Origin of the sequence: Nonomuraea sp. NPDC050022, from assembly GCF_044460705.1 — a bacterium.
Lineage (GTDB): Bacteria > Actinomycetota > Actinomycetes > Streptosporangiales > Streptosporangiaceae > Nonomuraea.
Genome location: NZ_JBITKE010000002.1, coordinates 72781 through 96888, shown reverse-complemented (window position 1 = coordinate 96888; position 24108 = coordinate 72781). Strand labels below are relative to the sequence as shown.

Sequence of the window (24108 nt, the reverse complement as noted above, 5' to 3'; positions counted from 1 at the left end):
CGAAGGTGGGCCGGTGGGCCGGGTCGGTCGCGTCGAGCGCGCGACGAAGGAGACCTCGGTCCTGGTCGAGGTGGGTCTCGACGGCACGGGCCGGGTCGACGTCTCGACCGGGGTCGGCTTCTTCGACCACATGCTGGCGCAGCTCGGCAAGCACGGGCTGTTCGACCTGACCGTCAAGACCGAGGGCGACCTGCACATCGACTCGCACCACACGATCGAGGACACGGCGCTCGCGCTGGGCGCCGCGTTCCGCGAGGCCCTGGGCGACAAGTCGGGCATCAGGCGGTTCGGTAATGCGTCGTGCCCGCTGGACGAGTCGCTCGCCGAGGTGACCGTCGACCTGTCGGGCCGGCCCTACCTGGTGCACACCGAGCCCGAGGGCATGGCGCCGATGATCGGGCCCGACTACGACACGACGATGACGCGCCACGTCCTGGAGTCGTTCGTCGCCCAGGCGGCGATCTGCCTGCACGTACGCGTGCCCTATGGCCGCAACGCGCATCACATCGTCGAGGCCCAGTTCAAGGCGCTGGCCAGGGCGCTGCGCGAGGCGTCGGAGTTCGACCCGCGCGCCACGGGCGTGCCGAGCACCAAGGGCGTGCTGTGACCGACAACACGATCGCCATCGTCATGGTGTTCATCGGGCTGTTCCTCATCGGCGGCGTGTTCTCGCTGTTCAGGCAGGGGCTCAAGCTCGGTGCCGCCGCCTGCGCGGTCGGCGCCGCGCTGGCGATCACCGCGGGGGTGATGTGGTGGTGAAGAACATCGTCGTGCTCGACTACGGGTCGGGCAACCTGCGTTCGGCCGAGCGGGCCCTGGCCCGGGTGGGCGCCAACGTGACCGTCACCTCCGACTTCACCGCCGCGCTCGAGTGCGACGGCCTGGTCGTGCCGGGCGTCGGCGCGTTCGAGGCGTGCATGACCGGTCTCAAGAGTGTGTACGGCGAGCGGATCATCGGCCGGCGCCTGGCCGGTGGCCGCCCGGTGCTCGGCATCTGCGTCGGCATGCAGATCCTGTTCGCCAGGGGCGTGGAGCACGGGGTCGAGACCGAGGGCTGCGGCGAGTGGCCGGGCACGGTCGAGCGGCTCGACGCGCCGGTCCTGCCGCACATGGGCTGGAACACCGTCAAGGCGCCCGCGGGCAGCGTGCTGTTCGACGGGATCGACGAGGCGACGCGCTTCTACTTCGTGCATTCCTATGGCGTGCGCGAGTGGGAGCTGCACCCCGGTGACGGCTTCGCCGAGCCGCTGGTCACCTGGGCGGAGCACGGTGTGCCGTTCGTGGCGGCCGTGGAGAACGGCCCGCTGATGGCCACCCAGTTCCATCCGGAGAAGTCCGGCGACGCCGGGGCAGCGCTGCTGTCCAACTGGCTCGGCACCCTTGAGTAAGGAGCGGGCGCGCCGCCGGGCCGAGCGTGAGGCGGAGCGGGCGCGCGCGATCCGGCTCAACGAGGCACGGCAGGCGCGAGCCGCGCGCCGCCGCGCCTTACTCGGCCGGCTGGTCCCGCGCCCGGTCCGGATCGCCCGCCAGGGCGGTCTGCTCGCCCGCCGCCGCCGAGGCCAGAACGCCGTGGTGGGGCTGCTGTTCGTGCTGGTCCAGGTGGTGGCGTGGCTGGTGTGGGGCGCGCCGCTCCTGAGCCTGGCCGTGTTCGTGTTTTCCCTGCTGCTGGCACCTGTTGTCATGACTCTCGCTTTCGACCGGAGGACCTGATGTCGCTCGTATTGCTCCCTGCCGTGGACGTCGCGGACGGTCAGGCCGTACGCCTCGTCCAGGGCGAGGCCGGGACAGAGACCGGCTACGGCGAGCCGCTCGCCGCGGCGCTGGCCTGGCAGGAGGCGGGCGCGGAGTGGATCCACCTGGTCGACCTCGACGCCGCCTTCGGCCGGGGTTCCAACCGGGAGCTGCTCACCGACCTGATCGGCCGGCTCGACGTGAACGTGGAGCTGTCGGGCGGCATCCGTGACGACGCCTCGCTGGCCGCGGCCCTGGCCACCGGCTGCCGCCGGGTCAACATCGGCACGGCCGCGCTGGAGAACCCCGAATGGTGCCGCCGGGTGATCGCCGAGCACGGTGACAAGATCGCCGTCGGGCTGGACGTACGCGGCACGACGCTGGCCGCCCGCGGCTGGACCGAGGAGGCCGGCGACCTGTGGGAGGTGCTCGAACGCCTGGAGGCCGACGGCTGCCCCCGCTACGTGGTCACCGACGTCACCAAGGACGGCACCCTGCGCGGACCCAACCTGGACCTGCTTCGCGCGGTCTGCGAGCGCACCGACAAGCCGGTGGTGGCCAGCGGCGGCGTCTCCTCTCTTGACGACCTGGTCGCGCTGGCTTCGCTGGTGCCCGACGGCGTGGAGGGTGCCATCGTGGGCAAGGCCCTTTACGCTCAAGCTTTCACGCTGGAGAGCGCGCTGATCGCGGTACGCGCTTAGTTCCTCGGGAGGGGGCGTGATGGGCAGCATGAGTATGGAAAGCACCGGACCAAGGGTGTTCTCCGGAGGCATCTGGGAAGAGAGATACGGCTACGCGAGGGCGGTGGTCGTCGGTGACCGGGTGATCGTGTCCGGGTGCACCGCCACCGTCGACGGCGAGGTACGTCACCACGGTGACGCCTACCTGCAGAGCAGGACGGCCATGGACATCGCCCTCGAAGCGGTCGCGATGGGCGGCCTGAGCAGGGAGGACGTCGTCATGGTCCGCTACTACGTGGTCGAGCACGGCCACTTCGACCAGGTCGGGCGGGCGATCGGCGAGGTGTTCGGGCGGGTGCGTCCCGCCTGCACCGGCGTTCGCGTCGCCGGGCTGGTGGATCCCAACATGCTGGTCGAGATCGAGATAGAGGCGCTTCGGGCATGACGGTAGCCGTACGGGTGATCCCGTGCCTGGACGTGGACGCGGGGCGCGTGGTCAAGGGCGTCAACTTCGCCAACCTGCGCGACGCGGGCGACCCGGTCGAACTGGCCAGGCGCTACGACGCCGAGGGGGCCGACGAGCTGACCTTCCTCGACATCACCGCCTCGTCGGGCGAGCGCGACACCATGCTCGACGTGGTGCGCAGGACCGCCGAGCAGGTGTTCATCCCGCTGACCGTGGGCGGTGGCATCCGCTCGGTCGACGACGTCAACACGCTGCTGCGCGCGGGAGCCGACAAGGTGTCGTTCAACACCGCCGCCATCGCCCGGCCCGAGCTGCTCACCGAGGCGTCGCGGCGCTTCGGCGCGCAGTGTGTGGTGCTGTCGGTCGACGCGCGGCGGGCGCCGGGCACCGAGAGCGGCTTCGAGGTGACCACGCACGGCGGGCGCCGCGGCACCGGCATCGACGCGGTCGAGTGGGCCGCGCGCGGTGAGGAGCTCGGCGTCGGCGAGATCCTGCTCAACTCGATGGACGGCGACGGCACGCTCGACGGTTACGACCTCGAGCTGCTGCACGCGGTCAGGGCCGCGGTCCGGGTGCCGGTGATCGCCAGCGGTGGCGCCGGGCGGCTGGAGGACTTCCCTCCGGCGGTCGCGGCCGGCGCCGACGCGGTGCTGGCGGCGAGTGTGTTCCACTTCGGGACCCTGAAGATCTCCGAGGTCAAGGACACGCTGCGGATGGCCGGCCACCCGGTCCGCTAGACCGGCGGACGGCCGGTCAGCTGGTCTGCCAGACCAGCGGACGGTTGGCCATCCGGTCTGCCAGACCAGCGGACGGTCGGCCACCCGGTCCGGCTAGAACACCCGCATGTGGTGGAACAGCTCATAGGAGGCGTCCTTGGCCGCGAACGCGGCGGCCTCGGACCGCTTCACGGCCAGGTACGCGCTACGCCGTAGCGGGCCGAGCGCCTCCATGAGCATCTCGTCGGCCTCCAGGGCGTCGAGCGCCTCCTCCAGTGAGGCGGGCAGGCGCGGGTAGCGGCCGGGCCGCGTGTCGGGGTCGACGTCGACCGCCTCGCCGGGGTCCAGCTTGCGCCGGATCCCGTCGAGCCCGGCGTGGATGACCGCGCCGAGCGACAGGTACGGGTTGGCCGAGGAGTCGGACGGCTTGAGCTCCAGATTCGGCTCGCCGCTCTCGCCGAGCGGCGAGCAGACCCGGATCGCGGCCTCCCGGTTGTCGGGGCCGTAGACGGCGTAGGCGCTGGCCCACGTGCGCGGCGCCAGCCGCCGGAAGCCGTTGACGCTGCCGCAGGTCAGCGCGGTCAGGGCGGGCAGGTGGGCGATCAGGCCGCCGATGAAGGCCGCCCGCAGCTCGCCGTCCTCGGCGAAGACGTTCTGGGTGTCGTTCCACAGGGACAGGTGCAGGTGGGCCCCGTTGCCCGCCTGGTCGGCCAGCGGCTTGGGGGCCAGTGACGCCCACATCGACATGCGCATCGCGACCCCGCGCACGGTCTCGCGGTAGAGGACGTGGTTGTCGGCGGCCCGTAGCGCGGGCGCGTGGCGTACGGACAGCTCCTGCTGGCCCGGCCCGAGCTCGGGGTGGTAGTGCTCGACGTGCAGGCCCTGCGTCTCCAGGGCGCGGATCAGCTTGATCGTGTAGTCGTGGGCGGTGTCGAAGCCGGTGGCGGCGTAGCACAGCGTGTCGTCGAGCGGCACCAGTCTGTCGAAGCCGCCCGTAGGGTCGGGCAGACGCCGGCCGAGCGTGAACTCCGGCTCGAAGGCGGCCAGCAGGGTGTAGCCCTCGTCCGCCAGCGCGCCGACCGCGTCCTTGAGGAAGGTGCGTGCGCAGGCCGCCCAGGGTGAGCCGTCCGGCTCGCGGAGATCTGAGAGCATCGCCGCGGCGCCGGGAGCGTGGGGGAGCGGGACGAAGGTAGAGGGATCGGGGACGATGCGCACCTCGCCCACCGGACCCAGGTGCTCGACCTCCTGCAACTGGTCGAGCATGTTCATCGCCATCATCGCCACCGTGTGCCCGATCCCGGTGTTGAGCCGCTCGGCGAGTCGCGACCGGGATGCCGCCTTCCCACGGATGACGCCTCCGTGGTCGGCGTACAGGAAGCGGACCAGCTCGATCCCCTCGATCTCGGCGCGTTCGAGGACGCGCCGGGCGTGGGGATCAGGCTGATTGAGTTTGGTGACGCTCGGACGATCTCTCATTCTGCCTGCGTAACACGATCTGGCATCGTGGGGAAGCGTCTAGCGCAGACAGAACCACACGTCAGGTCAGCACATTGGTAAAGAAGACAGCCAACTGGTTGGCGCCATGAACGATCCCGTCGAACACGCCGTTAACCGCGGATGCGGCCTGGGCCGGCCGGGTGAACAGGTAGAAAATCACGAACGCCACTAGAACGTACGTGACCACCTTCTTGACCTGCATGGGGGCCTCCTGCAGTCCATTCCCAGCCGTATATACCCGGATCTGGGCGATCCTTGGCATCTTCTGTGAAGACGTTCCTTGATCCTAACCGGGGGGCTTGTTTCTCACGCCATGGTAAGGCCAAGAGGTATCGCCGAGGCCCCTATGGAGCCCCGGAAGTTGGTGTGCCATCACATGCCCAGCTTGGCGTTCTTGAGCCGGGCGACGGCGTCGGCATCGCCCGCCAGTTCGACCCTGGCGTGCTCCTGACGCCCGAAGCAGAACAGCAGCAGCTCGCCCGCCCGGCCCGTCACCTCCACCTTCGGGCCCTGCTGCGCGCCGCCCAGCGTCACGCCGCCGCCCAGGCGGTGCAGCACCACGCCCACGGGTGATCGGCGCAGCATTATCCGTCCGCCGCCGGCCACCCGCTTCCACATGATCTGCTCCAGATCGGCGGGCAGCTCGCGCGGCTCCCACTCCGGCTGCGCGCGGCGCACGTCCTCGTGGTGGACGAAGAACTCCAGGGTGTTGACGGCGTCGTCGAGGAAGGGGAGCACGCCGTACACGCCGCCCGGCTTGCGGACCAGGTCGACCAGCTCGGGGTAGGAGTGCTTGGCCTTCAGCCCCTCCTGCACCGAGGCCGTGTAGCCGGCCAGCGGCTTGAGGGCGATGCCGCCCATGGCGTCGGGCCGGCGCTCGCGCAGGACCAGGTGGGCTGCCAGGTCAGCGGTGTTCCAGCCTGTGCAGAGCGTCGGCGCGTCCGGGCCGAGCTGGTCGAGCAGGTCGCACAGCGCGGCGCGTTCGCTACGAGCGTGAGTCACGCGGCCAACCCTACCCGCGGGAATAACGTGTTGATCGCCAGTGATAGTGACATATGTAGAAATGGGCGGGGAAAGGAAAATTTGCGAGTGGCGACCAAGGTCACCTCGGCTGTCATGCGTCAAGGGCTGCGCGTCCTTGGGGTGGCCGTCCGTACGGAGAAGGCGGTGTTCGCCGCGGCCGTCCTGGCCAGCGCGCTCTACGGTGGCATGACCGTGGCGTCCGCGTGGGCTCTCGGCTGGGCCACCCAGAACGTCGTGCTCCCCGCCTTCGATCACGGCGACACCGCCGCGGGGGCGCTCTGGATCGGCGTGCTGCTCATCATGGGCGCGGCGCTGCTCAAATCCATCGGTGTGGCGGGCCGTCGCATCCTGGCCGGGCTGATGCAGTACCGCATGCAGGCCCGCTCGCGGCGCGCGGTCACCAGGCAGTACCTGCGGCTGCCCCTGTCGTGGCACCACCAGCACCCGACCGGGCAGCTGCTGTCCAACGCCAGCGCCGACGCCGAGGCGGCCTGGGCGCCGCTCGCGCCGCTGCCCATGGCGGTCGGCGTGATCGTCATGCTGTTCACCGCGGCGATCGGGATGCTGCTCACCGATCCCATGCTCGCCCTGGTGGGCTTCCTGATCTTCCCGGCCATCGCCGTGCTGAACCTGATCTACCAGCGCCGCCTGAGCCCGCTCGCCACCCGCGCGCAGCAGCTGCGCGCGGAGGTCAGCGAGATCGCGCACGAGAGCTTCGACGGCGCGCTGGTCGTCAAGACGCTCGGCAGGGAGGCGATGGAGACCGAGCGCTTCCAGCGGCGCGCGCACGAGCTGCGTGACGCGAACATCGCCGTCGGGCGGGTGCGCGGCCTGTTCGACCCCCTGCTGGAGGCCCTGCCCACGCTCGGCGTGCTCGCGGTGCTCGGCGTCGGCGCGCTGCGGCTGTCCACCAGCTCGATCGACTCCGGCGAGCTGGTGCAGGTCGCCTACCTGTTCACGCTGCTGTCCTTCCCCATCCGGGCGCTCGGCTGGGTGCTGGCCGAACTGCCGCGCAGCGTCGTCGGCTGGCAGCGGGTGCAGGCCGTACTGGAGGCCGAGGGTTCCATGGAGTACGGCGAGGTCGCGCTCAGCGAGGCCCGGCCCGCCAAGCTGGAGGTCTCGGACGTCTCCTACGCCTACGGCGCCGACGAGGTGCTGCACGACGTCACCTTCGACGTACCGGCCGGCGGCACCGTCGCGCTGGTGGGGCCGACCGGGTCCGGCAAGTCGACGCTGGTGCAGTTGCTCGTAAGGCTGGTCGACCCGGCTTCCGGACAGGTGCTGCTCGACGGCGTCGACGTGCGCCGGCTCGCCTACGGCGGGCTGGCCGAGTCCGTCGCGCTGGTGCCGCAGCAGACGTTCCTGTTCGACGACACCGTGCGCGGCAACATCGCGCTCGGGCTGGACACCGACGACGCGGACGTGTGGGCGGCGCTGCGCGTGGCCCAGGCCGACGGGTTCGTCGCCAAGCTCGCCTCGGGACTCGACACCCGCGTCGGCGAACGCGGCACGTCACTGTCCGGCGGCCAGCGTCAGCGCCTCGCGCTGGCTCGCGCGGTCGTCCGCCGCCCGCGCCTGCTCATTCTCGACGACGCCACCTCCAGCGTCGATCCGCAGGTCGAGGCCAAGATCCTATACGGCCTGCGCGACGCGGCGTCGAGCGTCGTGGTCGTCGCCTACCGGATGGCCACGATCGCGCTGGCCGACGAGATCGTCTACCTGGACCGGGGGCGGGTCGTCGACCGGGGCGGCCACGAGGAACTGCTGGAGCGCTGCGAGGGCTACCGGAACCTGGTGACCGCCTACGAGCGGGAGGAGGCCGAGAGGGCCGCCATAGAGATTGATCCGATCGAGGCAGCATCGAGCGAGGAAGAAGAGGTCAGCGCATGAGCGTCGGGCAGGGGATCCCCGGCAACGCCGGGCGGGAAGTCAGCGCATGAGCGTGGAGACAGGCATCCGCGGCAACGCCGAGCGGTCGGCGATGGCCACGATCCGCCAGGGGTTCTCGCTCACGCCGGAGTTCCGCAACGGCCTGGCCGGGACGCTGGCGCTGGCCGTCATCGCCACTGGTGGCAAGATCATCGTGCCGATCGCGGTGCAGCAGACCATCGACACCGGCCTCAAGGGCGGCACCCCCGACCTGCCGTACATCTGGCGGGCCGTCGCCCTGTGCGCCGCCGCCGTGATCCTGACCGCCCTCGCCGGATATGTCATGAACGTTCGCCTCTACAAGGCGACCGAGTCCTCACTGGCCACCCTGCGGGTCCGCGGCTTCCGCCACGTGCACGACCTGTCCGTCCTCACCCAGAACACCGAGCGCCGCGGCGCCCTCGTCTCCCGCGTCACCAACGACATCGACCAGATCAGCACGTTCATGCAATGGGGCGGGCTGATGATCATCGTGGCGTTCGGCCAGGTGCTCGTGGCCAGCGTGCTGATGTTCATCTATTCCTGGCAGCTCACCCTGCTGGTCTGGGCCTGCTTCATCCCGCTGGTGATCGCGCTGCCGCGCTTCCAGCGCTGGCTGTCCGGCGCCTACACCACCGTCCGCGAGCGGACCGGCGACATGCTCGCCGCCGTCAGCGAGTCCGTCGTCGGCGCCGCCACCATCAGGGCGTACGCCTCCGAGCGGCGCACCTCCGACCGCATCGACACCGCCGTCGATGCCAACAGGTCCGCCCAGATCAAGGCGCAGACGATCGTCGGGTTCGTCTTCCCGCTGACCGAGATCGTGGCCGCCGTGGCCATCTCCGGGATCGTCCTGCTCGGGGTCCGGCTCGGGCTGTCGGGCGAGATCACGGCCGGGCGGCTGGTGGCGTTCCTGTTCCTCGTGACGTTGTTCGTCTCGCCCCTGCAGACCGCCACCGAGGTGCTGAACGAGGCCCAGAACGCGGTCGCCGGCTGGCGGCGCATCCTCGGCGTCCTCGACACCCCGCCCGACGTGGCCGACCCCGGCGGCTCCGGCGTGGACCTGCCGCGCGGCCCGATCTCCGTCGCCTTCGAGGACGTGCACTTCAGCTACCCCGGCGGCGTCCCCGTACTGCGCGAGGTCACGCTGTCCATCCCGCCGCGCTCGCGCATCGCGATCGTAGGCGAGACCGGCTCCGGCAAGACCACGTTCGCCAAACTGCTCACCCGCCTCATGGACCCGGTCGCGGGCCGCGTCACCGTCGACGGCCACGACCTGCGCGACGTGCGCTTCTCCTCGCTGCGTGAGCGCATCGTGATGGTGCCGCAGGACGGCTTCCTGTTCGACGGCACCCTGGAGCAGAACGTCCGATACGGCCGGCCCGCCGCCACGCGCGAGGAGATCCTGCTGGCCATGACCGAGCTCGGCCTGGCCGACTGGCTGGAGGGCCTGCCCGCCGGCCTCGACACCCCGGTGGGCCAGCGCGGCGAGTCGCTCTCGGCGGGCGAACGCCAGCTCGTCGCGCTCGCCCGCGCCTACCTGGCCGACCCCGACCTGCTGCTGCTCGACGAGGCCACCTCGGCGGTCGACCCGGCGACGGAGGTACGACTCGCGCGGGCGCTCGAAGGCGTCACCAGAGGGCGGACGGCGATCTCGATCGCGCACCGGCTGTCGACGGCCGAGAACGCGAACGAGGTGCTCGTCTTCGACGCGGGGCGGCTGGTGCAGCGGGGGCCGCACGCCGAGCTGGTGACGGAGCCGGGCGTGTACGCCGACCTGCACGCCTCCTGGGTGTCGGCCGCCCACTCGTAGTGTGTTGCTCTTTTGGTGCGCTTCTTTTGGTGCGATCGGGCTCATTGCTGGGCGGTCGGGCTCATTGCGGGGCTCATTCCTGGGCGGCGGCGAAGCGTACGCTGGTGCCGCCCGGGCCGGAGACGACCGTGACCTGGTCGCACAGCAGCCTGGTCAGCCACAACCCGCGCCCGCGCGGCTCGTCCCCCGGCGGAGTGTGAGAGGCGCCGGTCCAACCGGGCGGCAGGCCCGGCCCCTCATCGGTCACCTCGCACCAGAGCCGGTCGTCGTGCCACCACAGCCGTAGCCGTCCGCTGCCGCCGCCGTGCAGCACGGCGTTCGTGGTGATCTCGTTGACGGCCAGCACGAAATCCTCCAGCCGCTTGCCCGCCAGACCCTCCCCGGCCGCGCGCTCGGTGACCAATCTGCGCAGGGCAGTGATCCGCCCCTGCGCGAACCCCGTACAGAGGACCTGTCTACCCATCGACGGCCCGGCGGACGGCGATGACCTCGTCGGCCCTGATCAGCCGCAGCACGCGTGCGACCGTCCCACGGCACACCACCACCGTGCGATGGTGGTGGGCGGCGGCGCGTGCCAGCGCTGTCAGCGCGAGCAACTGGGCCGAGCCGGCGTCGATGAAGTCGAGCCCCGTCGCGTCGATGACCACCTCGGCCGCCACCGCCTCCAGCTGGGTCAGCACCGAGGCGAACGCCAGCCGGTTGGTGATGTCGATGTCACCCGACAGCAGCAGTCCCGGCTGCGGGCGCATGTTGACGAACCGCAGCAGCGCCTGCCCCGGCGCGATCGGGTGGATGGCCGCCGCCCGGTTGACGGCCGCGGCCGAGTAGAGCCCGCGATCGTACTGGCACACGGCCGCCAGCCACCGCTCGCCGAACAGCGCGTTGACCGCCGCCTCGAACCCCTCCCGCCCCTCTGGGTCCCGCACCCCCCAAGCCGCGTCGACCAGCGCGTAGACGCCGCGATGCCCCTGCTCCCTGGCCTGCTCGCCGGCCGCGACCAGCACGCCCAGCAGCCACGTGGCCCCGTCCGCGCCAGCGCACGCCGTGATCTCGACCCGCCCCGCGGCCTCCGCCACAGCCAGCCCCGGCACGAGCGGCGCCAGCCACTCCCGCGTCCGCTCCGGCGTGTCGGTGTGGGTGATGATCACCACTTTGGCCCGGCGGCGCAGCCCGTTCGCCGTGAACGCCCTGGTCGCGGCCATCCGCTCACGATCGCCCTGGAACGGCAGGCAGACATGATCGCCCAGGTCGGGATCGAGGACGGAACCCGCGACGTCCACCACGATCGTCCCTCCCCCTGCCGTGCGTCTGCCGGGCGTCGCACAGAAAATACTCCGCCGCGCATCATTACGTAATGCGTTCTTCGCAAAACCCTCGGTAACGCGGCGCGTCCCGGTGTACCTTTTCCGCGGGGGCCGCTAGTGGCGGAGTCATGAGGAGCATGGGCGTGGATGTGCTGGAGATGACGCGGCGCCGACATGGCGAGCTCGTGGTCGTCAGCCTCGCGGGCGAGGTCGACGCGGACAACGTGTCAAAGGTCCGCAAATGTTTCGACGAGGCGGTCGCGACACACGGGCCGCGCCTGGTCGTCGACCTGAGCAACCTGACCTTCATCGACACATCGGGGTTGGGGGTGCTGGTTCGCCAGCTTGCCGCTTTGCGGGATCGCGACGGCACCATGGCGCTGGTCGCCACGGACGGCCAAGTCCTGAGGCGCCTGCGCCGGACCAACATCGCACCGCTGTTCCCGATCTACGAGACGCTGTCGCAGGCACTCGACTAGATCCTCGGGGGCGGTGCCCGTTCACCGGGTATCCGTTCTTCCGCTCTCCTGGAGGGGTGTCCTTCGTGGGGGTTTCCGTCACGGCGGGTGGGCTTCTTCGTCGGATCTCCTGGAGGGGCGTCGGTGGCCTCTGTCACGACGGACGGTCTTCTTCTGCTGTCCCAGGGGCGGGACGTCCATCCTTAGGGGCCTCTGCCAGGACGGGCAGCTTCTTTCACTCCCTCGGAGGGGGTGTTCCTCCAAAGGGACGCCAGCCACGACGGACCGTCACAGGGATCAAGACGGTCCTGTGACCAGTGACCGGCCGCCTCCCCACGCCGGCGACGGCAGGCCGGAACTGCGGCTGTGCCACCGTCGATTCGGGGAGCGGCCGCTCCGGCTGGTTGAATGACGACATGTCCCTTGACCCCAAGATCGCCGCGCGGCTCAAGCGCAACGGCGACGGGCTGGTGCCCGCGATCGTCCAGCAGTACGACTCAGGCGAAGTGCTGATGCTCGCCTGGATGGACGATGAGGCGCTGCATCGCACCCTCACCACGGGCCGGGCCACCTACTGGTCGCGCAGCCGGGGGGCGTACTGGGTGAAGGGGGATACATCGGGGCACGTGCAGCACGTCAAGGGGGTGTCGCTCGACTGCGACGGTGACACGGTGCTGCTCAAGGTGAACCAGGTGGGGGCGGCCTGCCACACGGGCGACCACACCTGCTTCGACGCCGACACGCTTGAGGTGACGATCACACCATGACGGCCACCGGACCTGACCCGGACACCGGATCCGGGTCGGCCACCGGACCTGAGCCGAGCGCTGGAGCCGGGTCGGTCGCTCGGCCCGAGTCAGGTGCCCGGCCCGAGCCAGACGCCGCGCCCCGATCAGGCGGCCCGGAGTCCGGGTCTCGGTCGGGTGCCATGTCCCGGTCGGATGGCCGGGAGTCCGTGTCCCAGCCGGAGGCCATGCCAGAGTTGGGCGGTCGGGAGTCCGGGGCTCGGGCGGGTGACCTGTCCGGCACAGGTGGCCGGGAGAGCGCGTCTCAGCCGGAGGCCATGTCCAAGTCGCGGTCGGGTGCCGGGTCCGAGTCGGGTGGCCGGGAGCCCGAGATCCAGGCGGAGGTCGTGGCCGGGACAGGCGGGGCGGCGGACGTGTCTCAGACGGGTGACGTGTCCGAAGCCGGGGAGCAGGGCGGAGCGGGGGAGCAGGGCGGGTCTCCGGCTGAGGTAGCGGCTCGGCGGGGGCGGCGGGAGTTGACCGCTTGGCTGGTGGTGACGGCGCTCGGCTGTGTGCTGGTGCTGGTCGCCGCGGGTCGGGCGTGGGTGACGAACGTGCGCGGCGCCGGCACAGGGGCTTTGGCCGTGCCGAGCGGCGGTGACCTCAGTCCGGTTCTGACGCCCCTGGCCCTGGCCGGGCTGGCCGGGGTGGTGGCCGTGCTGGCCACCAAGGGAGCCGGTCGCCGGGTGATCGGAGTGCTACTGGCCCTGTGCGGCGTGGGCGCCGGGCTCGGCGCGTGGCAGGCGGCCGGCGGGAGCGGCGTGCTGAGCTGGCTGCGCGAGCGGAACGTCATGCGCGCGACAGGCGCGATCCAGTGGGACGTGGTGCCGCTCTGGCCCGTGGTGTGCGGCCTCGGGGCGGTGCTGATGGTCGCGGGTGGCGTCGTGGCCGTCGTACGAGGTGGCGCTTGGGCCGGTATGTCCGCCAAGTACACCCGCGAGCGTCCCGAGACCACCGGCGACCGCTCCATGTGGGACGCCCTGGACCGCGGCGACGACCCGACCTAGCCGCGCGCGACCCCTCCCCGTCGCGGGCTCATCACAAAAAGTCCACGGTCTGAACCGTTGCCGGACCGGCGCGCGTTTCGTCAATAAGCTGCCTCTGCAACGGGCCAAGAGGGGATGAGGTGCCAGTGGCATGAGCTACGGGGATCAGGGCAACAGCGGGGGTTACGGCGCACAGCCGCCCGGCGGAGGCTACGGACAGCCTCCGGGCCAGAGTCAGCCTCCGGCCTACGGGCAGCCTCCGGCCTACGGGCAGTCTCCGGGCTACGGCCAATCCCCGGGCTACGGTCAGTCTCCGGGTTACGGTCAGCAGCCCCCGAGCGGCTATTACGGCCAGCAGCCGTCCGGCGACTACGGCTACGGCCAGCAGCCGTCCGGCGAATATGCGTACGGTCAGCAGCCGCCGGGCGCCTACGGGCAACCTGGCTACGGCGCGTACGGGGCCCCGCAGAGGAACACCAGCGGCCTAGCCGTCGCCTCGCTCGTCCTGGGCATCGTCGGGCTGCTGTTCTGCGGCCTGACCAGCATCCCCGGTGCCATCGTCGGTCACATCGCCCTCAACCGCATCAAGCGCACCGGCGAAGAGGGCCAGGGCATGGCCATGGGCGGCCTGATCACCTCGTACATCACGATCGTGCTCTGGGCGATTCTCTGGCTCGTGTTCGGCGGTATTTGGCTGACCTTCGTGGGGCTCGCGACCGCCACCACGACTGGAAGCTACTGACCCGCAGGGCATCCAGTCGGTTACAAATTGTCCGCAACGTGGACGTTATTCCACGTCGATAGTGGTTTGTCGCTAGGCTGCCGCGCGCAACGCGCCACAGATTGAGGAGTCATCAGCATGAGCTACGGAAACCAGGGCGACGGCGGTTACGGCGCCCAGCCGCCCGGCGGCGGCTACGGTCAGCAGCCGCCCAGCGGAGGTGGCGGTTACGGTCAGCAGCCGCCCAGCGGAGGTGGCGGTTACGGTCAGCAGCCGCCCAGTGGCGGTGGCTATGGTCAGCAGCCGCCCAGCGGCGGCGGTGGCTACGGTCAGCAGCCCCCGAGTGGTGGTGGCGGTTACGGTCAGCAACCGCCCAGCGGGGGTGGCTATGGTCAGCAGCCCCCGAGCGGTGGCGGCTACGGCGCCCAGCCTCCCGGCTATGGCCCGCCCCCCGGTGGCGGTTACGGTCAGCCCGGCGGTTACGGCGCGCCGCAGAGCCCGCCGGACAACCACCTGGTCGCGGCCATCCTCACGACGCTGTTCTGCTGCCTTCCCTTCGGGATCGTGTCGATTGTCAAGTCGTCGCAGGTGAACTCGAAGTGGCAGGCCGGTGACTACCAGGGCGCGATGCAGTCCTCGGAAGAAGCCAAGACGTGGTGGAAGCGCGCGCTGATCTTCGGCGCGATCATCAACATCCTCATCGTCATCGGCTACATCCTGCTCTTCGTGATCGTCGCCGCGAACGCCCCGTCCGGTTACTGATGGACATCGCGAACTTCGAGCGGCGCGGCACCGACCGGCTCCGGTCCGTGCTCGCGCCGCTCGGCGTCGCCGCCGCGGCGGGGGCGGTGTTCGCGGTCGTCGGCACGATCGACCCCAACCAGCCGGGCCACTATCCGACCTGCCCGTTCCTGTGGGCCACCGGCCTCTACTGTCCGGGCTGCGGTACGTTGCGCACCATCCACGCGCTGGCCCACCTCGACCCGGTGACCGCGCTCGGCCTCAACCCGCTCGCCATGGCGATGATCCCGTTTCTGCTGTTCTGGTGGGGGCGCTGGCTGGTCCGCGCCTGGCAGGGCAAGCCCCGGCGGACGACACTCGCGCATCCAGCTTGGCTTTGGGCGTTTCTCGGCATAGTGCTGGTGTACTGGGTGGTCCGAAACCTGCCATTCGGGGCGTTTCTCGCGCCGTAGTCGGGGGCCTGTGGTGAGGTGACCACGTCGGGGCCGATACCATCGCAAGACAGGCCGGGAGCGGACGCGATGCGAACTCTCTGCCGCCCCCAACTGCCGACCGGAGGGATCCCAAGCGCGTGAGTGAGCGGACCGAAGGGCCGAGCGTCCTCGACGACATCCTCGACGGGGTGCGCGCCGACCTCGCCACCCGTCAGCAGGCCGTGTCGCTTGACGAGCTCAAGCAGCGGGCCGAGCGGGCTTCGGGGCCCAAAGACGCGCTCGCCGCGCTCGGCGGCGACCGGATCTCGGTGATCGCCGAGGTGAAGCGCTCCAGCCCGTCCAAGGGCGCGCTGGCCGCCATCGCCGACCCGGCCGCGCTGGCCGCCGACTACGAGGCGGGCGGCGCCCACGTCATCAGTGTGCTGACCGAACGGCGCAAGTTCGGCGGCAGCCTCGAAGACCTGGCCGCTGTCCGTGCCCGCGTCGACATCCCGATCCTGCGCAAGGACTTCATCCTCACCTCCTACCAGCTGTGGGAGGCCAGGGCCCACGGCGCCGACCTGGCGCTGCTGATGGTGGTCTGCCTGGAGCAGGAGGCCCTGGTGTCGCTGATCGAGCGGGCCGAGTCCATCGGGCTCACCCCGCTGGTCGAGGTGCACACCGAGGAGGAGCTGGAGCGGGCGGTAGCGGCCGGCGCCCGGATCATCGGGATCAACGCCCGCAATCTGAAGACACTCGAGGTCGACCGCGACGTGTTCGCCAAGCTGGCGCCGAAGGTCCCCGATAATGTGATCAAGATCGCGGAGTCGGGCGTGCGGGGTCCGCATGACCTGCTCGCCTACGCACGGGTCGGCGCCGACGCCGTCCTGGTGGGCGAGAGCCTGGTCACCGGCAAGGATCCACGCAAGGCCGTGGAGGCGCTGGTGACCGCCGGCGCCCACCCCGCGACGCGCCCCGACCACGGAGCAGAGGGATAGCAGTGGCAAACGACGGCACCATTCTCACCGCCGCCGACCTGGCAGGTAACGGCGCCTACGGCAACGACCCCGACGTGCACGGCAAGTTCGGCATCTTCGGTGGGCGCTACGTTCCCGAGGCGCTCATCCCGGCCCTCGACGAGGTCGCCGCGGTCTACGAGAAGGCCAAGAACGACGCCGAGTTCCTGCGCGAGTTCGATCACCTGCTGCGCACGTACGCGGGCAGGCCGACCACGCTGACCGAGGTGCCGCGCTTCGCCGAGCACGCCGGCGGCGCGCGGATCATCCTCAAGCGCGAGGACCTCACGCACACCGGCGCTCACAAGATCAACAACGTGCTCGGCCAGGCGCTGCTGACCAAGCGGCTCGGCAAGAAGCGAGTGATCGCCGAGACCGGCGCGGGCCAGCACGGCGTGGCCACCGCCACCGCGGCGGCCCTGCTCGGCCTGGAGTGCGTCATCTACATGGGCCAGGTCGACTGCGAGCGCCAGGCGCTCAACGTGGCCAGGATGAAGCTGCTCGGCGCCACGGTGGTGCCGGTGACCAACGGCTCCCAGACGCTGAAGGACGCCATCAACGAGGCGTTCCGCGACTGGGTCACCAACGTCGACACGACCCACTATCTGTTCGGCACCATCGCCGGCCCCCACCCGTTCCCCGAGATCGTGCGCGACTTCGCGCGCATCATCGGCGTCGAGGCCCGCCGCCAGATGCTGGAGCTGACCGGCCGGCTGCCCGACGCGGTCGCCGCCTGCGTCGGCGGCGGCAGCAACGCGATCGGCATCTTCCACGCCTTCATCGGTGACGAGGGCGTCCAGCTGCACGGCTACGAGGCCGCCGGCCACGGGCTGGAGAGCGGCGAGCACGCGCTCACGCTCACCGCCGGCTCCGTCGGCGTGCTGCACGGCTCGCGCACCTACGTCCTGCAGGACGAGGAGGGCCAGACGATCGAGTCGCACTCGATCTCGGCCGGTCTCGACTACCCGGGCGTCGGGCCCGAGCACGCCTGGCTCAAGGACACCGGGCGGGCGGTCTACCACGGTGTGACCGACGACGCGGCGATGGCCGCGTTCTCGCTGCTGGCCAGGACCGAGGGCATCATCCCGGCCATCGAGTCGTCACACGCCCTGGCGGGCGCGCTGGAGCTCGGTCGTGAGCTGGGTCCCGAGTCGACCATCCTGGTCAACCTCTCGGGGCGCGGCGACAAGGACATGGGCACGGCGATGAAGTACTTCAACCTCTGACGGCCCGGGGTTCGCGCCGCACCGGCTCTGGAAGATGCCCGAGCACCGCGGCCGATGGCACCATGGCAAGGACGGCGGCGATGCGGCCCCTGACCACTGAGAACGGACGATCATGACTACTCTTCAGACGGTTTTCGCCACGGCGAAGGCGGAGAACCGGGCCGCACTGGTCGGCTACCTGCCCGCGGGCTTCCCGTCCAAGGAAGGCGCCATCACCGCGGCCGCCGCCCTGGTCGAGGCCGGCTGCGACGTGATCGAGATCGGGCTGCCCTACTCCGACCCGCTGATGGACGGGCCGACCATCCAGGACGCCGTGCACCGGTCGCTGGTCAACGGCACCCGGATCGCCGACGTCCTGCGCACGGTCGAGGGAGTCGCCGCCACCGGCGCGGCGACGCTGGTCATGACGTACTGGAACCCGATCGACCGCTACGGCGCCGAGCGGTTCGCACGTGACCTGGCCGCCGCGGGCGGCGTCGGCACGATCACGCCCGACCTGACGCCGGAGGAGTCGGAGCCGTGGCGGGCGGCCTCGGCCGCGGCGGGCATCGACACGGTGTTCCTGGTGGCGCCCAGTTCCACCGAGGCGCGCATCAAGGCCGTGGTCGACTGCTGCACCGGGTTCGTCTACGCGGCCTCGCTGATGGGCGTCACGGGCGCCAGGGAGACCGTCAACGTGGCGGCCGAGGACCTGGTCAAGCGCACCCGCGCGCACACCGCGCTGCCCGTGTGCGTGGGACTGGGCGTCGGCACCGGCAAGCAGGCGGCCGAGGTGGCCGGCTACGCCGACGGCGTCATCGTGGGCTCGGCGTTCATCCGCCGGATGCTCGACGCGCCCGACGAGGCGGCCGGCCGTGAGTCGATCGGCGTGCTGGCCCGGGAGATGGCGGCGGGCGTCCGCTCCCGCGCCTAACCGTTTTCTGTCAAATACCGCGACTCGCAACTGGACAAGTGTCAGTATTTCTGGCGTCGGTCCATGGCGCGTGTTGCGGTGGCGGGTTGTTGGTATCGGGGCCCCACGCAGTACGACGCATGCCTGTGAAAGGACATATATGCGTCGGAGTCCCGTTACCCTCGTAGCCGCCGCCCTCCTGGTCTTATCGGGCGTCGCCCTGGCCGCCCCCGCACAGGCCACGCGCGTACCGGAGACTCCCGCACAAGGCACCGCGGCTTCCGCGCGAGGTGTGGAGCCCACCCCGGAACCCGACCCGGAGCCGACGCCCACCTACGAGCTGTCCTCGCCCGACCAGCCGACCACCGGCCCCACGCCCCCGACCCCCACGCAGCAGAACCTGGCCCCCGAGCCCACCACTGTGGCCGAGCCCGTCAGGATCTCCTCCGGGCAGCTGACCGTCGACCTCGACCCGGCCTTCCCGAGGATCCTGCGCTACACCGACAAGGCGAGCGGCGCCGTACTCGACGGCAGCACCGCCGTGCCCGGCGTGGTGCTGAACGGCACACCGTACGAGGCCACGGTCGCGCTGCGCGGCACCGACGGCGCGTCCGCCCGCTACCGGCTGACCTTCGAGGCGGGCGTCACGCTGGACGCCAGCATCCGCGTCAAGGACCGGGTGACGACCTTCGCGATCGACGCGGTCTCCGACACCGAGGCGTTCCGGGTCAACACCATCGACCTGCCAGGACACGATCTGGTGTCGGTGAGCAGTGACCAGCCGGGCGCCGCGACCGCGTTCACCAGGCTCGACCCCAACTCCACCCGTACGGCCGACGTCTTCTCCGCCGTCACTCCGGGGACGGCGCCCGACGCCGCCCCGATCGGCGCCTCGTACGCCATCGTCAACACCGGCGCCCTGGCCGCCGCGGTCGAGTCGAACTCCACCTACGACCGCCCCTCAGGCGTCACCGACAAGGACGCGGCCCGCTTCTGGCACCAGGCCAGGCAGGAGGACGGCGGCCGGATCAGGGTCGGCGTGTGGAGCGGTCAGTGGACCTACCGGGGCACCGGAGCGCCCTTCACCGAGGACCTGCCGTGGGCCAAGGTCGTGGTCACCCCCGACGCCAACGGCGACGGCGGCCTCGACTGGCAGGACGGCGCCGTCGCGTTCAGGAGCATCGGCGTCAAGGCGCCCGGCGCGGACCGGACCAAGGACCGGGTGATCGCGCACATCCCGTTCAACTTCTCCAGCCAGGCCACCCACCCGTTCCTGCGCACCCTCGACGACGTCAAGCGGATCTCGCTGGCCACCGACGGCCTGGGCCAGCTGGCCCTGCTCAAGGGGTACCAGTCGGAGGGCCACGACTCGGCCCACCCCGACTACGGCGGCGACTACAACAAGCGCGCCGGCGGCCTGGCCGACCTCAACACGCTGCTCAAAACCGGCAAGGACTGGAACGCGACGTTCGGCGTGCACGTCAACGCCACCGAGTCCTACCCCGAGGCGAAGAGCTTCAGCGAGCAGCTCGTCAACAAGGACACCAAGGGCTGGAACTGGCTCGACCAGTCGTACCTGATCGACCAGCGCGGCGACCTGACCAGAGGAACCCTCGCCAAGCGGCTCCAGCGCCTGCGCGCCGAGACCGACAGGAACCTGGCCCTCCTGTACGTGGACGTCTACCGCCCGCACGGCTGGGTGGCCGACCGCCTGCTCACCGAGCTGCGCGGGCAGGGCTGGCAGGTGGCCACCGAATGGTCCGACAAGCTGGAGCGCTCGTCGCTGTGGTCGCACTGGGCCAACGACCTCAACTACGGCGGAGCCACCAACAAGGGCCTGAACTCGCAGATCATCCGGTTCATCCGCAACGGCGAGAAGGACGTCTGGAACGCCCACCCCATCCTGGGCAACGCCCGCATCGTCGAGTTCGAGGGCTGGACCGCGCAGAACGACTTCACCGCCTTCTACCGCAACATCTGGGAACACAACCTGCCGGCCAAGTTCCTGCAGCACTACCAGATCACCGACTGGAACCCCGACGAAATCGCCTTCACCGGAGGCGTACGCGGCAAGGTGGTGGACGGCCGGCGCCAGCTGTTCGCAGGCGGTCACAAGGTGCTCGACGGCACGACGTACCTGCTGCCGTGGGCGGGCAAGTTCTACCACTACAACCCGGCCGGCGGCACCACCACCTGGGACGCCGCCCGGCCGATGACCGTCTACAAGCTCACCAACCAGGGCCGGGTCCGGGTGGGCGTCGCCACTCCGGCCGATGGCAAGATCACCCTGCGGGCCGAGGCGGGTGTGCCGTACGTGCTCTACCCCGGCCGGGCGCCCGCCCAGGCAGAGCCCCGCTGGGGCGAGGGGAGCGGCGTCCGCGATCCCGGCTTCAACGGCGACGGACTGCGCGACTGGCGGGTCACCGGCCCGGTGAGCGTCCAGAAGAACGAGCGCGGCCAGCGCGTGGCCCTGCTCGGCGGCGGTCCGCAGGCCCGGCTGGAGCAGCGGCTGACCGGCCTCCAGCCCGGCCGCACCTACACCGCCTCGGCGTTCGTCGAGGTCGAACCCGGACAGGCCAGGCAGACCACGCTGGAGGCCGGTGGCCGGAAGGCGACGATCCAGCGCTCGACCGCCAAGAACTACATCGCCTCCGACGAGAAGCACGACACCTACTTCCAGCGCGTCAAGGTCGCCTTCACCGCGCCGCGCGACTCCGTCACGCTGCGGATCACGGCCGCCGCCGGCGCGGCGACGGTGCGGGTGGACGATGTACGGCTCATCCGGAGCGATCCGGCGGGTGGGACCGAGACGTTCGAGTCCGCCGAGCCGGGGTGGGGCCCGTTCGTCAAGGGTGACGCCGGTGGCGCGTTCGACGCGCGTACGCATCTGTCGGAGCGGCACGAGCCGTACACGCAGGCCGGCTGGAACGGCAAGACCGTAGACGACGTGATCAGCGGCGACTGGTCGCTCAAGGCGCACGAGGAGCGGCAGGGGCTGGTCTACCGGACCGTGCCGCAGACCGTGCGGTTCGAGCCGGGACACGCCTACGAGGTGTCCTTCGGCTACCAGAGCGCCCTGGCGGACGCCTACGCCTGGGTGACCGGCTACGACAAGGGCACCTCCAGCGTGGAGACCCGGCGGACGCCGGTGCCGGAGCGGCGGAGCACGGGCAGGTTCGCCGAGCGGGTGGTCGCGGGCTGCGGCGACGTCTGGGTCGGGCTCCGCTCGCTGCTGCCCGAGCAGGCCGGGGCCGATTTCGTCCTCGACGACTTCGCCGTCAAGGACCTGGGGGAGGACCCCGAGGCCCAGGCGTGCGCGTCGCTGGACGTGGTGCCCGCGACGCCCGCGTTCGAGCAGGGCGCGGCCTCCGAGGTCACCACCACGTTCGTCAACCTGGAGGACGTGGCGGCCCAGGACGTCAAGGTGACGCTGACCGTACCCGAGGGCTGGACCGCCACCGGGGCCGGCGCTGTGAAGTCCGGCGCTGTGAAGTCCGGCTCAGTGGAGACCGGCACTGTGGAGTCCCGCACCGTGGAGCCTGGCGGCAAGCTGGTGACCACCTGGAAGGTGACACCTCCTGCGGACGCGCCCTATGACACCTACGAGCTGAAGGCCGACGCCGCCTACACCGCGGCGGGAGCCGCCAAGTCGATCGGCGCGGTGACGACCGTACGGACGCTGCCGCCGCCACCCACGGCGGAGGCTTGGGCGAGCGACCTGGAGTGGGTCAGCGCGGCCAACGGCTGGGGGCCGGTCGAGCGTGACCGGTCCAACGGCGATCTCGGCGCGGCCGACGGCACGCCGATCGTGATCGGCGGCCAGACGTTCACCAAGGGGCTGGGCACGCACGCGCCCGCCGACGTCCGTTTCTACCTCGGCGGCCGGTGTACGGCCTTCACAGCCTCCGTCGGCGTGGACGACGTCCAGGCCACCAGGGGGTCCGTGGAGTACAGCGTGGTCGTCGACGGGGCGGTCAAGGCACACAGCCCGGTGCTGCGGGCCGCCGATCCGGCCTACGAGCTGACCGCCGACCTCACCGGGGCCCGGTACGTGGACCTCGTGGCGGGCGACGGCGGCGACGGCAACGGCAACGACCACGCGGACTGGGGCGCCGCCAAGTTCGCCTGCGGCTAGCGGTCTGACGAGTTCGTCGGCGGTCTCTGCGGTCAGCGGCGTGTCGGGTTCGTCGGCGGGTAGGGGTCGGTCAGGTTCGTCTGGGGCCTCTGCGGCTTTTGCCGTTAGCGGTCGGTCGGGTTCGTTCGCGGTTGGCGGGCGGTGAGTCGTGGTCGCTCGCCGCGACGCCGTGAGCAGCGCGTACGGCCCGTGCGCGGGAAAACCCTCTTAACCGAGTCTTATCCCGGGCGTGGTCAGATGGGTTCCCGATACTGTGCGCTTTCCAGCGCAGAGAAAGAGGAGCCCTATCCGTGGTCGCGTCGAAACAGTCACTTAACGCTCGGACGGCGGTACTCTGGGTGACGACCGTTGCCCGGCTGGTCCTGGGCGGGGTGCTGATCGTGGCCGGGTGGCTGAAGATCGGCAACCCGTCCGACTCCGTCGTGGCGGTCAAGGCTTACGAGCTGCTGCCCGACTCGCTCGCCACGACCGTGGGCTACGGCCTGCCGATCCTGGAGATCGTGGTCGGGGTGCTGCTGGTCGTCGGGCTGCTGACCAGGGTGGCCGGGGTGATCGGTGGGCTGCTCATGTTCGCCTTCGTCTTCGGCATCGCCTGGGCGTGGGCGCACGGCCTGCGGATCGACTGCGGCTGCTTCGGGGGCGGCGGACAGCTCGGGGCGGGGGAGCAGCCGGCCTACCTGCTCGACATTCTGCGCGACTTCGGTCTCGTGGTGCTCGGCGCCTGGATCGTGCGCTTCCCACCGGGACGTTTCGCGCTCGACTCGGCGCTCGGGTTGGCGGGCGGCGAGCGCGTACACGATGAACAAGAGGGGATCGACCAATGAGCAAGGGGGACCGTGCGAAGTCCGCGCGGGAGAAGATCAAGGCGCAGCAGGCCGCCGACCGCGTGCGGGAGCGGCGCAGAAAAGCCGTCACCTACGTGACCGTGAGCGTGGTCGCGGTGGCGGCGGTCGGGCTCGGCGTCTGGTACGCCGCCAGCACCTCGCAGGCGGAGCAGGCCGGCGGCCAGCTTCCGCCGACCACGGTGAACCCCGACGGTTCGGTCACCATGGCCCAGAGCGGTGTCACCAAGCCCGTCGTCGACATCTTCGAGGACTTCCAGTGTCCCGCCTGCAAGCAGATGGAAGAGGTGAGCGGCAGCACGTTCAGGAACCTCGCGGCCGAGGGCAAGGCCAAGGTCGTCTACCACCCCATCACGATCTTCAGTACCGATCCGACGAAGTCCAACTCCCTGCGGGCCGGTGCCGCCGCCCGCTGCCTGAGCGACGGCAAGCAATGGATCGCCTTCCACGACCTGCTCTACAAGAACCAGCCCAGTGAGACGGTCGAGGGCTTCAAGACCGACCAGATGGTGGACTGGGCCAAGCAGGCCGGGGCCACGGGGGCGGGCATCGACACCTGCATCACCGGCCAGAAGAACGTGCAGGCCCAGCTCGACTACAGCGCCAAGGTCATGAAGGAGCAGAAGCTGGGCGGCACGCCGACCGTCAAGCTCAACGGTACGGCCCTGGACAACAAGGTCGTCTTCGCGCCAAAGGATCTTCGCGATGCGGTCACGAAGGCGGCCAAGTAGTCCCGCTTCCGCTACCCTCACCTG

General features: G+C 70.6%; 26 protein-coding genes. 21 read left to right on the top strand and 5 right to left on the bottom strand.

What is annotated here, in order from left to right:
* Positions 1-13 precede the first annotated feature (13 nt).
* Genes hisB through hisF form a run of 7 tightly spaced genes read left to right on the top strand, consistent with a single transcriptional unit; the run spans position 14 to position 3614 of the window.
* Positions 14-607: an imidazoleglycerol-phosphate dehydratase HisB gene (hisB, locus tag ACIBO2_RS06975; protein ID WP_358538150.1), complete on the top strand. Its 594-nt coding sequence runs from the start codon at positions 14-16 to the stop codon at positions 605-607.
* The gene (locus tag ACIBO2_RS06970; RefSeq protein ID WP_357945477.1) at positions 604-759 is read left to right on the top strand and encodes a hypothetical protein; all 156 of its coding nucleotides are present in this window, start codon (positions 604-606) and stop codon (positions 757-759) included. Before hisB ends, ACIBO2_RS06970 begins: the two co-directional genes overlap by 4 nt.
* Positions 753-1388 carry an imidazole glycerol phosphate synthase subunit HisH gene (gene hisH, locus ACIBO2_RS06965; RefSeq protein ID WP_357945479.1) on the top strand — a complete coding sequence of 212 codons (636 nt, stop codon included), beginning with the start codon at positions 753-755 and terminating at the stop codon, positions 1386-1388. The genes ACIBO2_RS06970 and hisH overlap by 7 nt, the downstream gene beginning before the upstream one ends.
* On the top strand, positions 1381-1710 hold the full coding sequence (locus ACIBO2_RS06960) for a hypothetical protein (RefSeq protein WP_225291749.1): 330 nt from the start codon (positions 1381-1383) through the stop codon (positions 1708-1710). The genes hisH and ACIBO2_RS06960 overlap by 8 nt, the downstream gene beginning before the upstream one ends.
* Positions 1710-2432, top strand: coding sequence for a bifunctional 1-(5-phosphoribosyl)-5-((5-phosphoribosylamino)methylideneamino)imidazole-4-carboxamide isomerase/phosphoribosylanthranilate isomerase PriA (priA, locus tag ACIBO2_RS06955; RefSeq protein ID WP_358538145.1), 723 nt, complete (start codon positions 1710-1712; stop codon positions 2430-2432). The genes ACIBO2_RS06960 and priA overlap by 1 nt, the downstream gene beginning before the upstream one ends.
* 28 nt (positions 2433-2460) lie before the next feature.
* Entirely contained in the window at positions 2461-2856 is a 396-nt protein-coding gene (locus ACIBO2_RS06950) for a Rid family hydrolase (protein ID WP_358438859.1), read from the top strand.
* On the top strand, positions 2853-3614 hold the full coding sequence (gene hisF / locus ACIBO2_RS06945; RefSeq protein ID WP_357945485.1) for an imidazole glycerol phosphate synthase subunit HisF: 762 nt from the start codon (positions 2853-2855) through the stop codon (positions 3612-3614). Before ACIBO2_RS06950 ends, hisF begins: the two co-directional genes overlap by 4 nt.
* A gap of 93 nt (positions 3615-3707) precedes the next feature.
* On the opposite strand, the gene ACIBO2_RS06940 is transcribed toward hisF, so the two are convergent.
* The 3 genes from ACIBO2_RS06940 to ACIBO2_RS06930 all read right to left on the bottom strand — a co-directional run bounded on the left by ACIBO2_RS06940 (position 3708) and on the right by ACIBO2_RS06930 (position 6092).
* On the bottom strand, positions 3708-5069 hold the full coding sequence (locus ACIBO2_RS06940; RefSeq protein WP_397295785.1) for a glutamine synthetase family protein: 1362 nt from the start codon (positions 5067-5069) through the stop codon (positions 3708-3710).
* A gap of 61 nt (positions 5070-5130) precedes the next feature.
* Positions 5131-5292: a hypothetical protein gene (locus tag ACIBO2_RS06935; RefSeq protein ID WP_214637633.1), complete on the bottom strand. Its 162-nt coding sequence runs from the start codon at positions 5290-5292 to the stop codon at positions 5131-5133.
* 170 nt (positions 5293-5462) lie between these two features.
* On the bottom strand, positions 5463-6092 hold the full coding sequence (locus ACIBO2_RS06930) for a TIGR03085 family metal-binding protein (protein ID WP_358538140.1): 630 nt from the start codon (positions 6090-6092) through the stop codon (positions 5463-5465).
* A gap of 87 nt (positions 6093-6179) precedes the next feature.
* Here ACIBO2_RS06930 and ACIBO2_RS06925 point away from each other — a divergent pair, with 87 nt between their 5' ends.
* On the top strand, positions 6180-8003 hold the full coding sequence (locus ACIBO2_RS06925; protein ID WP_397295783.1) for an ABC transporter ATP-binding protein: 1824 nt from the start codon (positions 6180-6182) through the stop codon (positions 8001-8003).
* 46 nt (positions 8004-8049) lie between these two features.
* A complete protein-coding gene (locus ACIBO2_RS06920; RefSeq protein ID WP_358538138.1) occupies positions 8050-9834 on the top strand; it encodes an ABC transporter ATP-binding protein in 1785 nt (594 codons plus the stop codon).
* 73 nt (positions 9835-9907) lie between these two features.
* Here the strand turns inward: ACIBO2_RS06920 and ACIBO2_RS06915 are convergent, their stop codons facing one another.
* Positions 9908-10297, bottom strand: coding sequence for an ATP-binding protein (locus tag ACIBO2_RS06915; protein WP_358538136.1), 390 nt, complete (start codon positions 10295-10297; stop codon positions 9908-9910).
* On the bottom strand, positions 10290-11117 hold the full coding sequence (locus ACIBO2_RS06910; protein WP_358538134.1) for an MEDS domain-containing protein: 828 nt from the start codon (positions 11115-11117) through the stop codon (positions 10290-10292). Before ACIBO2_RS06910 ends, ACIBO2_RS06915 begins: the two co-directional genes overlap by 8 nt.
* Positions 11118-11281: 164 nt before the next feature.
* On the opposite strand from ACIBO2_RS06910, the gene ACIBO2_RS06905 reads away from it, so the two are divergent.
* The 12 genes from ACIBO2_RS06905 (at position 11282) to ACIBO2_RS06850 (ending at position 24084) form a co-directional block, all read left to right on the top strand.
* Positions 11282-11617: an STAS domain-containing protein gene (locus ACIBO2_RS06905; RefSeq protein ID WP_358538132.1), complete on the top strand. Its 336-nt coding sequence runs from the start codon at positions 11282-11284 to the stop codon at positions 11615-11617.
* 395 nt (positions 11618-12012) lie between these two features.
* Positions 12013-12363 carry a phosphoribosyl-AMP cyclohydrolase gene (gene hisI / locus ACIBO2_RS06900; RefSeq protein WP_358538129.1) on the top strand — a complete coding sequence of 117 codons (351 nt, stop codon included), beginning with the start codon at positions 12013-12015 and terminating at the stop codon, positions 12361-12363.
* A 161-nt stretch (positions 12364-12524) separates the two neighbouring features.
* Positions 12525-13388: a Trp biosynthesis-associated membrane protein gene (locus ACIBO2_RS06895; protein WP_397295779.1), complete on the top strand. Its 864-nt coding sequence runs from the start codon at positions 12525-12527 to the stop codon at positions 13386-13388.
* A gap of 130 nt (positions 13389-13518) precedes the next feature.
* Positions 13519-14109 (top strand): DUF4190 domain-containing protein, encoded by a 591-nt coding sequence (locus ACIBO2_RS06890; RefSeq protein ID WP_397295777.1) that lies wholly within the window; start codon positions 13519-13521, stop codon positions 14107-14109.
* Positions 14110-14226: 117 nt separating this feature from the next.
* The gene (locus tag ACIBO2_RS06885; RefSeq protein ID WP_397295775.1) at positions 14227-14850 is read left to right on the top strand and encodes a CD225/dispanin family protein; all 624 of its coding nucleotides are present in this window, start codon (positions 14227-14229) and stop codon (positions 14848-14850) included.
* Positions 14850-15281: a DUF2752 domain-containing protein gene (locus ACIBO2_RS06880; protein WP_357945515.1), complete on the top strand. Its 432-nt coding sequence runs from the start codon at positions 14850-14852 to the stop codon at positions 15279-15281. The genes ACIBO2_RS06885 and ACIBO2_RS06880 overlap by 1 nt, the downstream gene beginning before the upstream one ends.
* 119 nt (positions 15282-15400) lie before the next feature.
* Positions 15401-16240 (top strand): indole-3-glycerol phosphate synthase TrpC, encoded by an 840-nt coding sequence (gene trpC / locus ACIBO2_RS06875; protein WP_225291735.1) that lies wholly within the window; start codon positions 15401-15403, stop codon positions 16238-16240.
* A 38-nt stretch (positions 16241-16278) separates the two neighbouring features.
* The gene (gene trpB, locus ACIBO2_RS06870) at positions 16279-17484 is read left to right on the top strand and encodes a tryptophan synthase subunit beta (protein ID WP_358538839.1); all 1206 of its coding nucleotides are present in this window, start codon (positions 16279-16281) and stop codon (positions 17482-17484) included.
* Between the two features lie 112 nt (positions 17485-17596).
* On the top strand, positions 17597-18397 hold the full coding sequence (trpA, locus tag ACIBO2_RS06865) for a tryptophan synthase subunit alpha (RefSeq protein ID WP_357945518.1): 801 nt from the start codon (positions 17597-17599) through the stop codon (positions 18395-18397).
* Positions 18398-18536: 139 nt separating this feature from the next.
* Entirely contained in the window at positions 18537-22511 is a 3975-nt protein-coding gene (locus ACIBO2_RS06860) for an endo-alpha-N-acetylgalactosaminidase family protein (protein ID WP_397295772.1), read from the top strand.
* Between the two features lie 338 nt (positions 22512-22849).
* Positions 22850-23335 carry a MauE/DoxX family redox-associated membrane protein gene (locus ACIBO2_RS06855; protein ID WP_358538117.1) on the top strand — a complete coding sequence of 162 codons (486 nt, stop codon included), beginning with the start codon at positions 22850-22852 and terminating at the stop codon, positions 23333-23335.
* Complete coding sequence (locus ACIBO2_RS06850) at positions 23332-24084, top strand: thioredoxin domain-containing protein (RefSeq protein WP_358538115.1); 753 nt, start codon at positions 23332-23334, stop codon at positions 24082-24084. The genes ACIBO2_RS06855 and ACIBO2_RS06850 overlap by 4 nt, the downstream gene beginning before the upstream one ends.
* Positions 24085-24108: the final 24 nt, after the last annotated feature.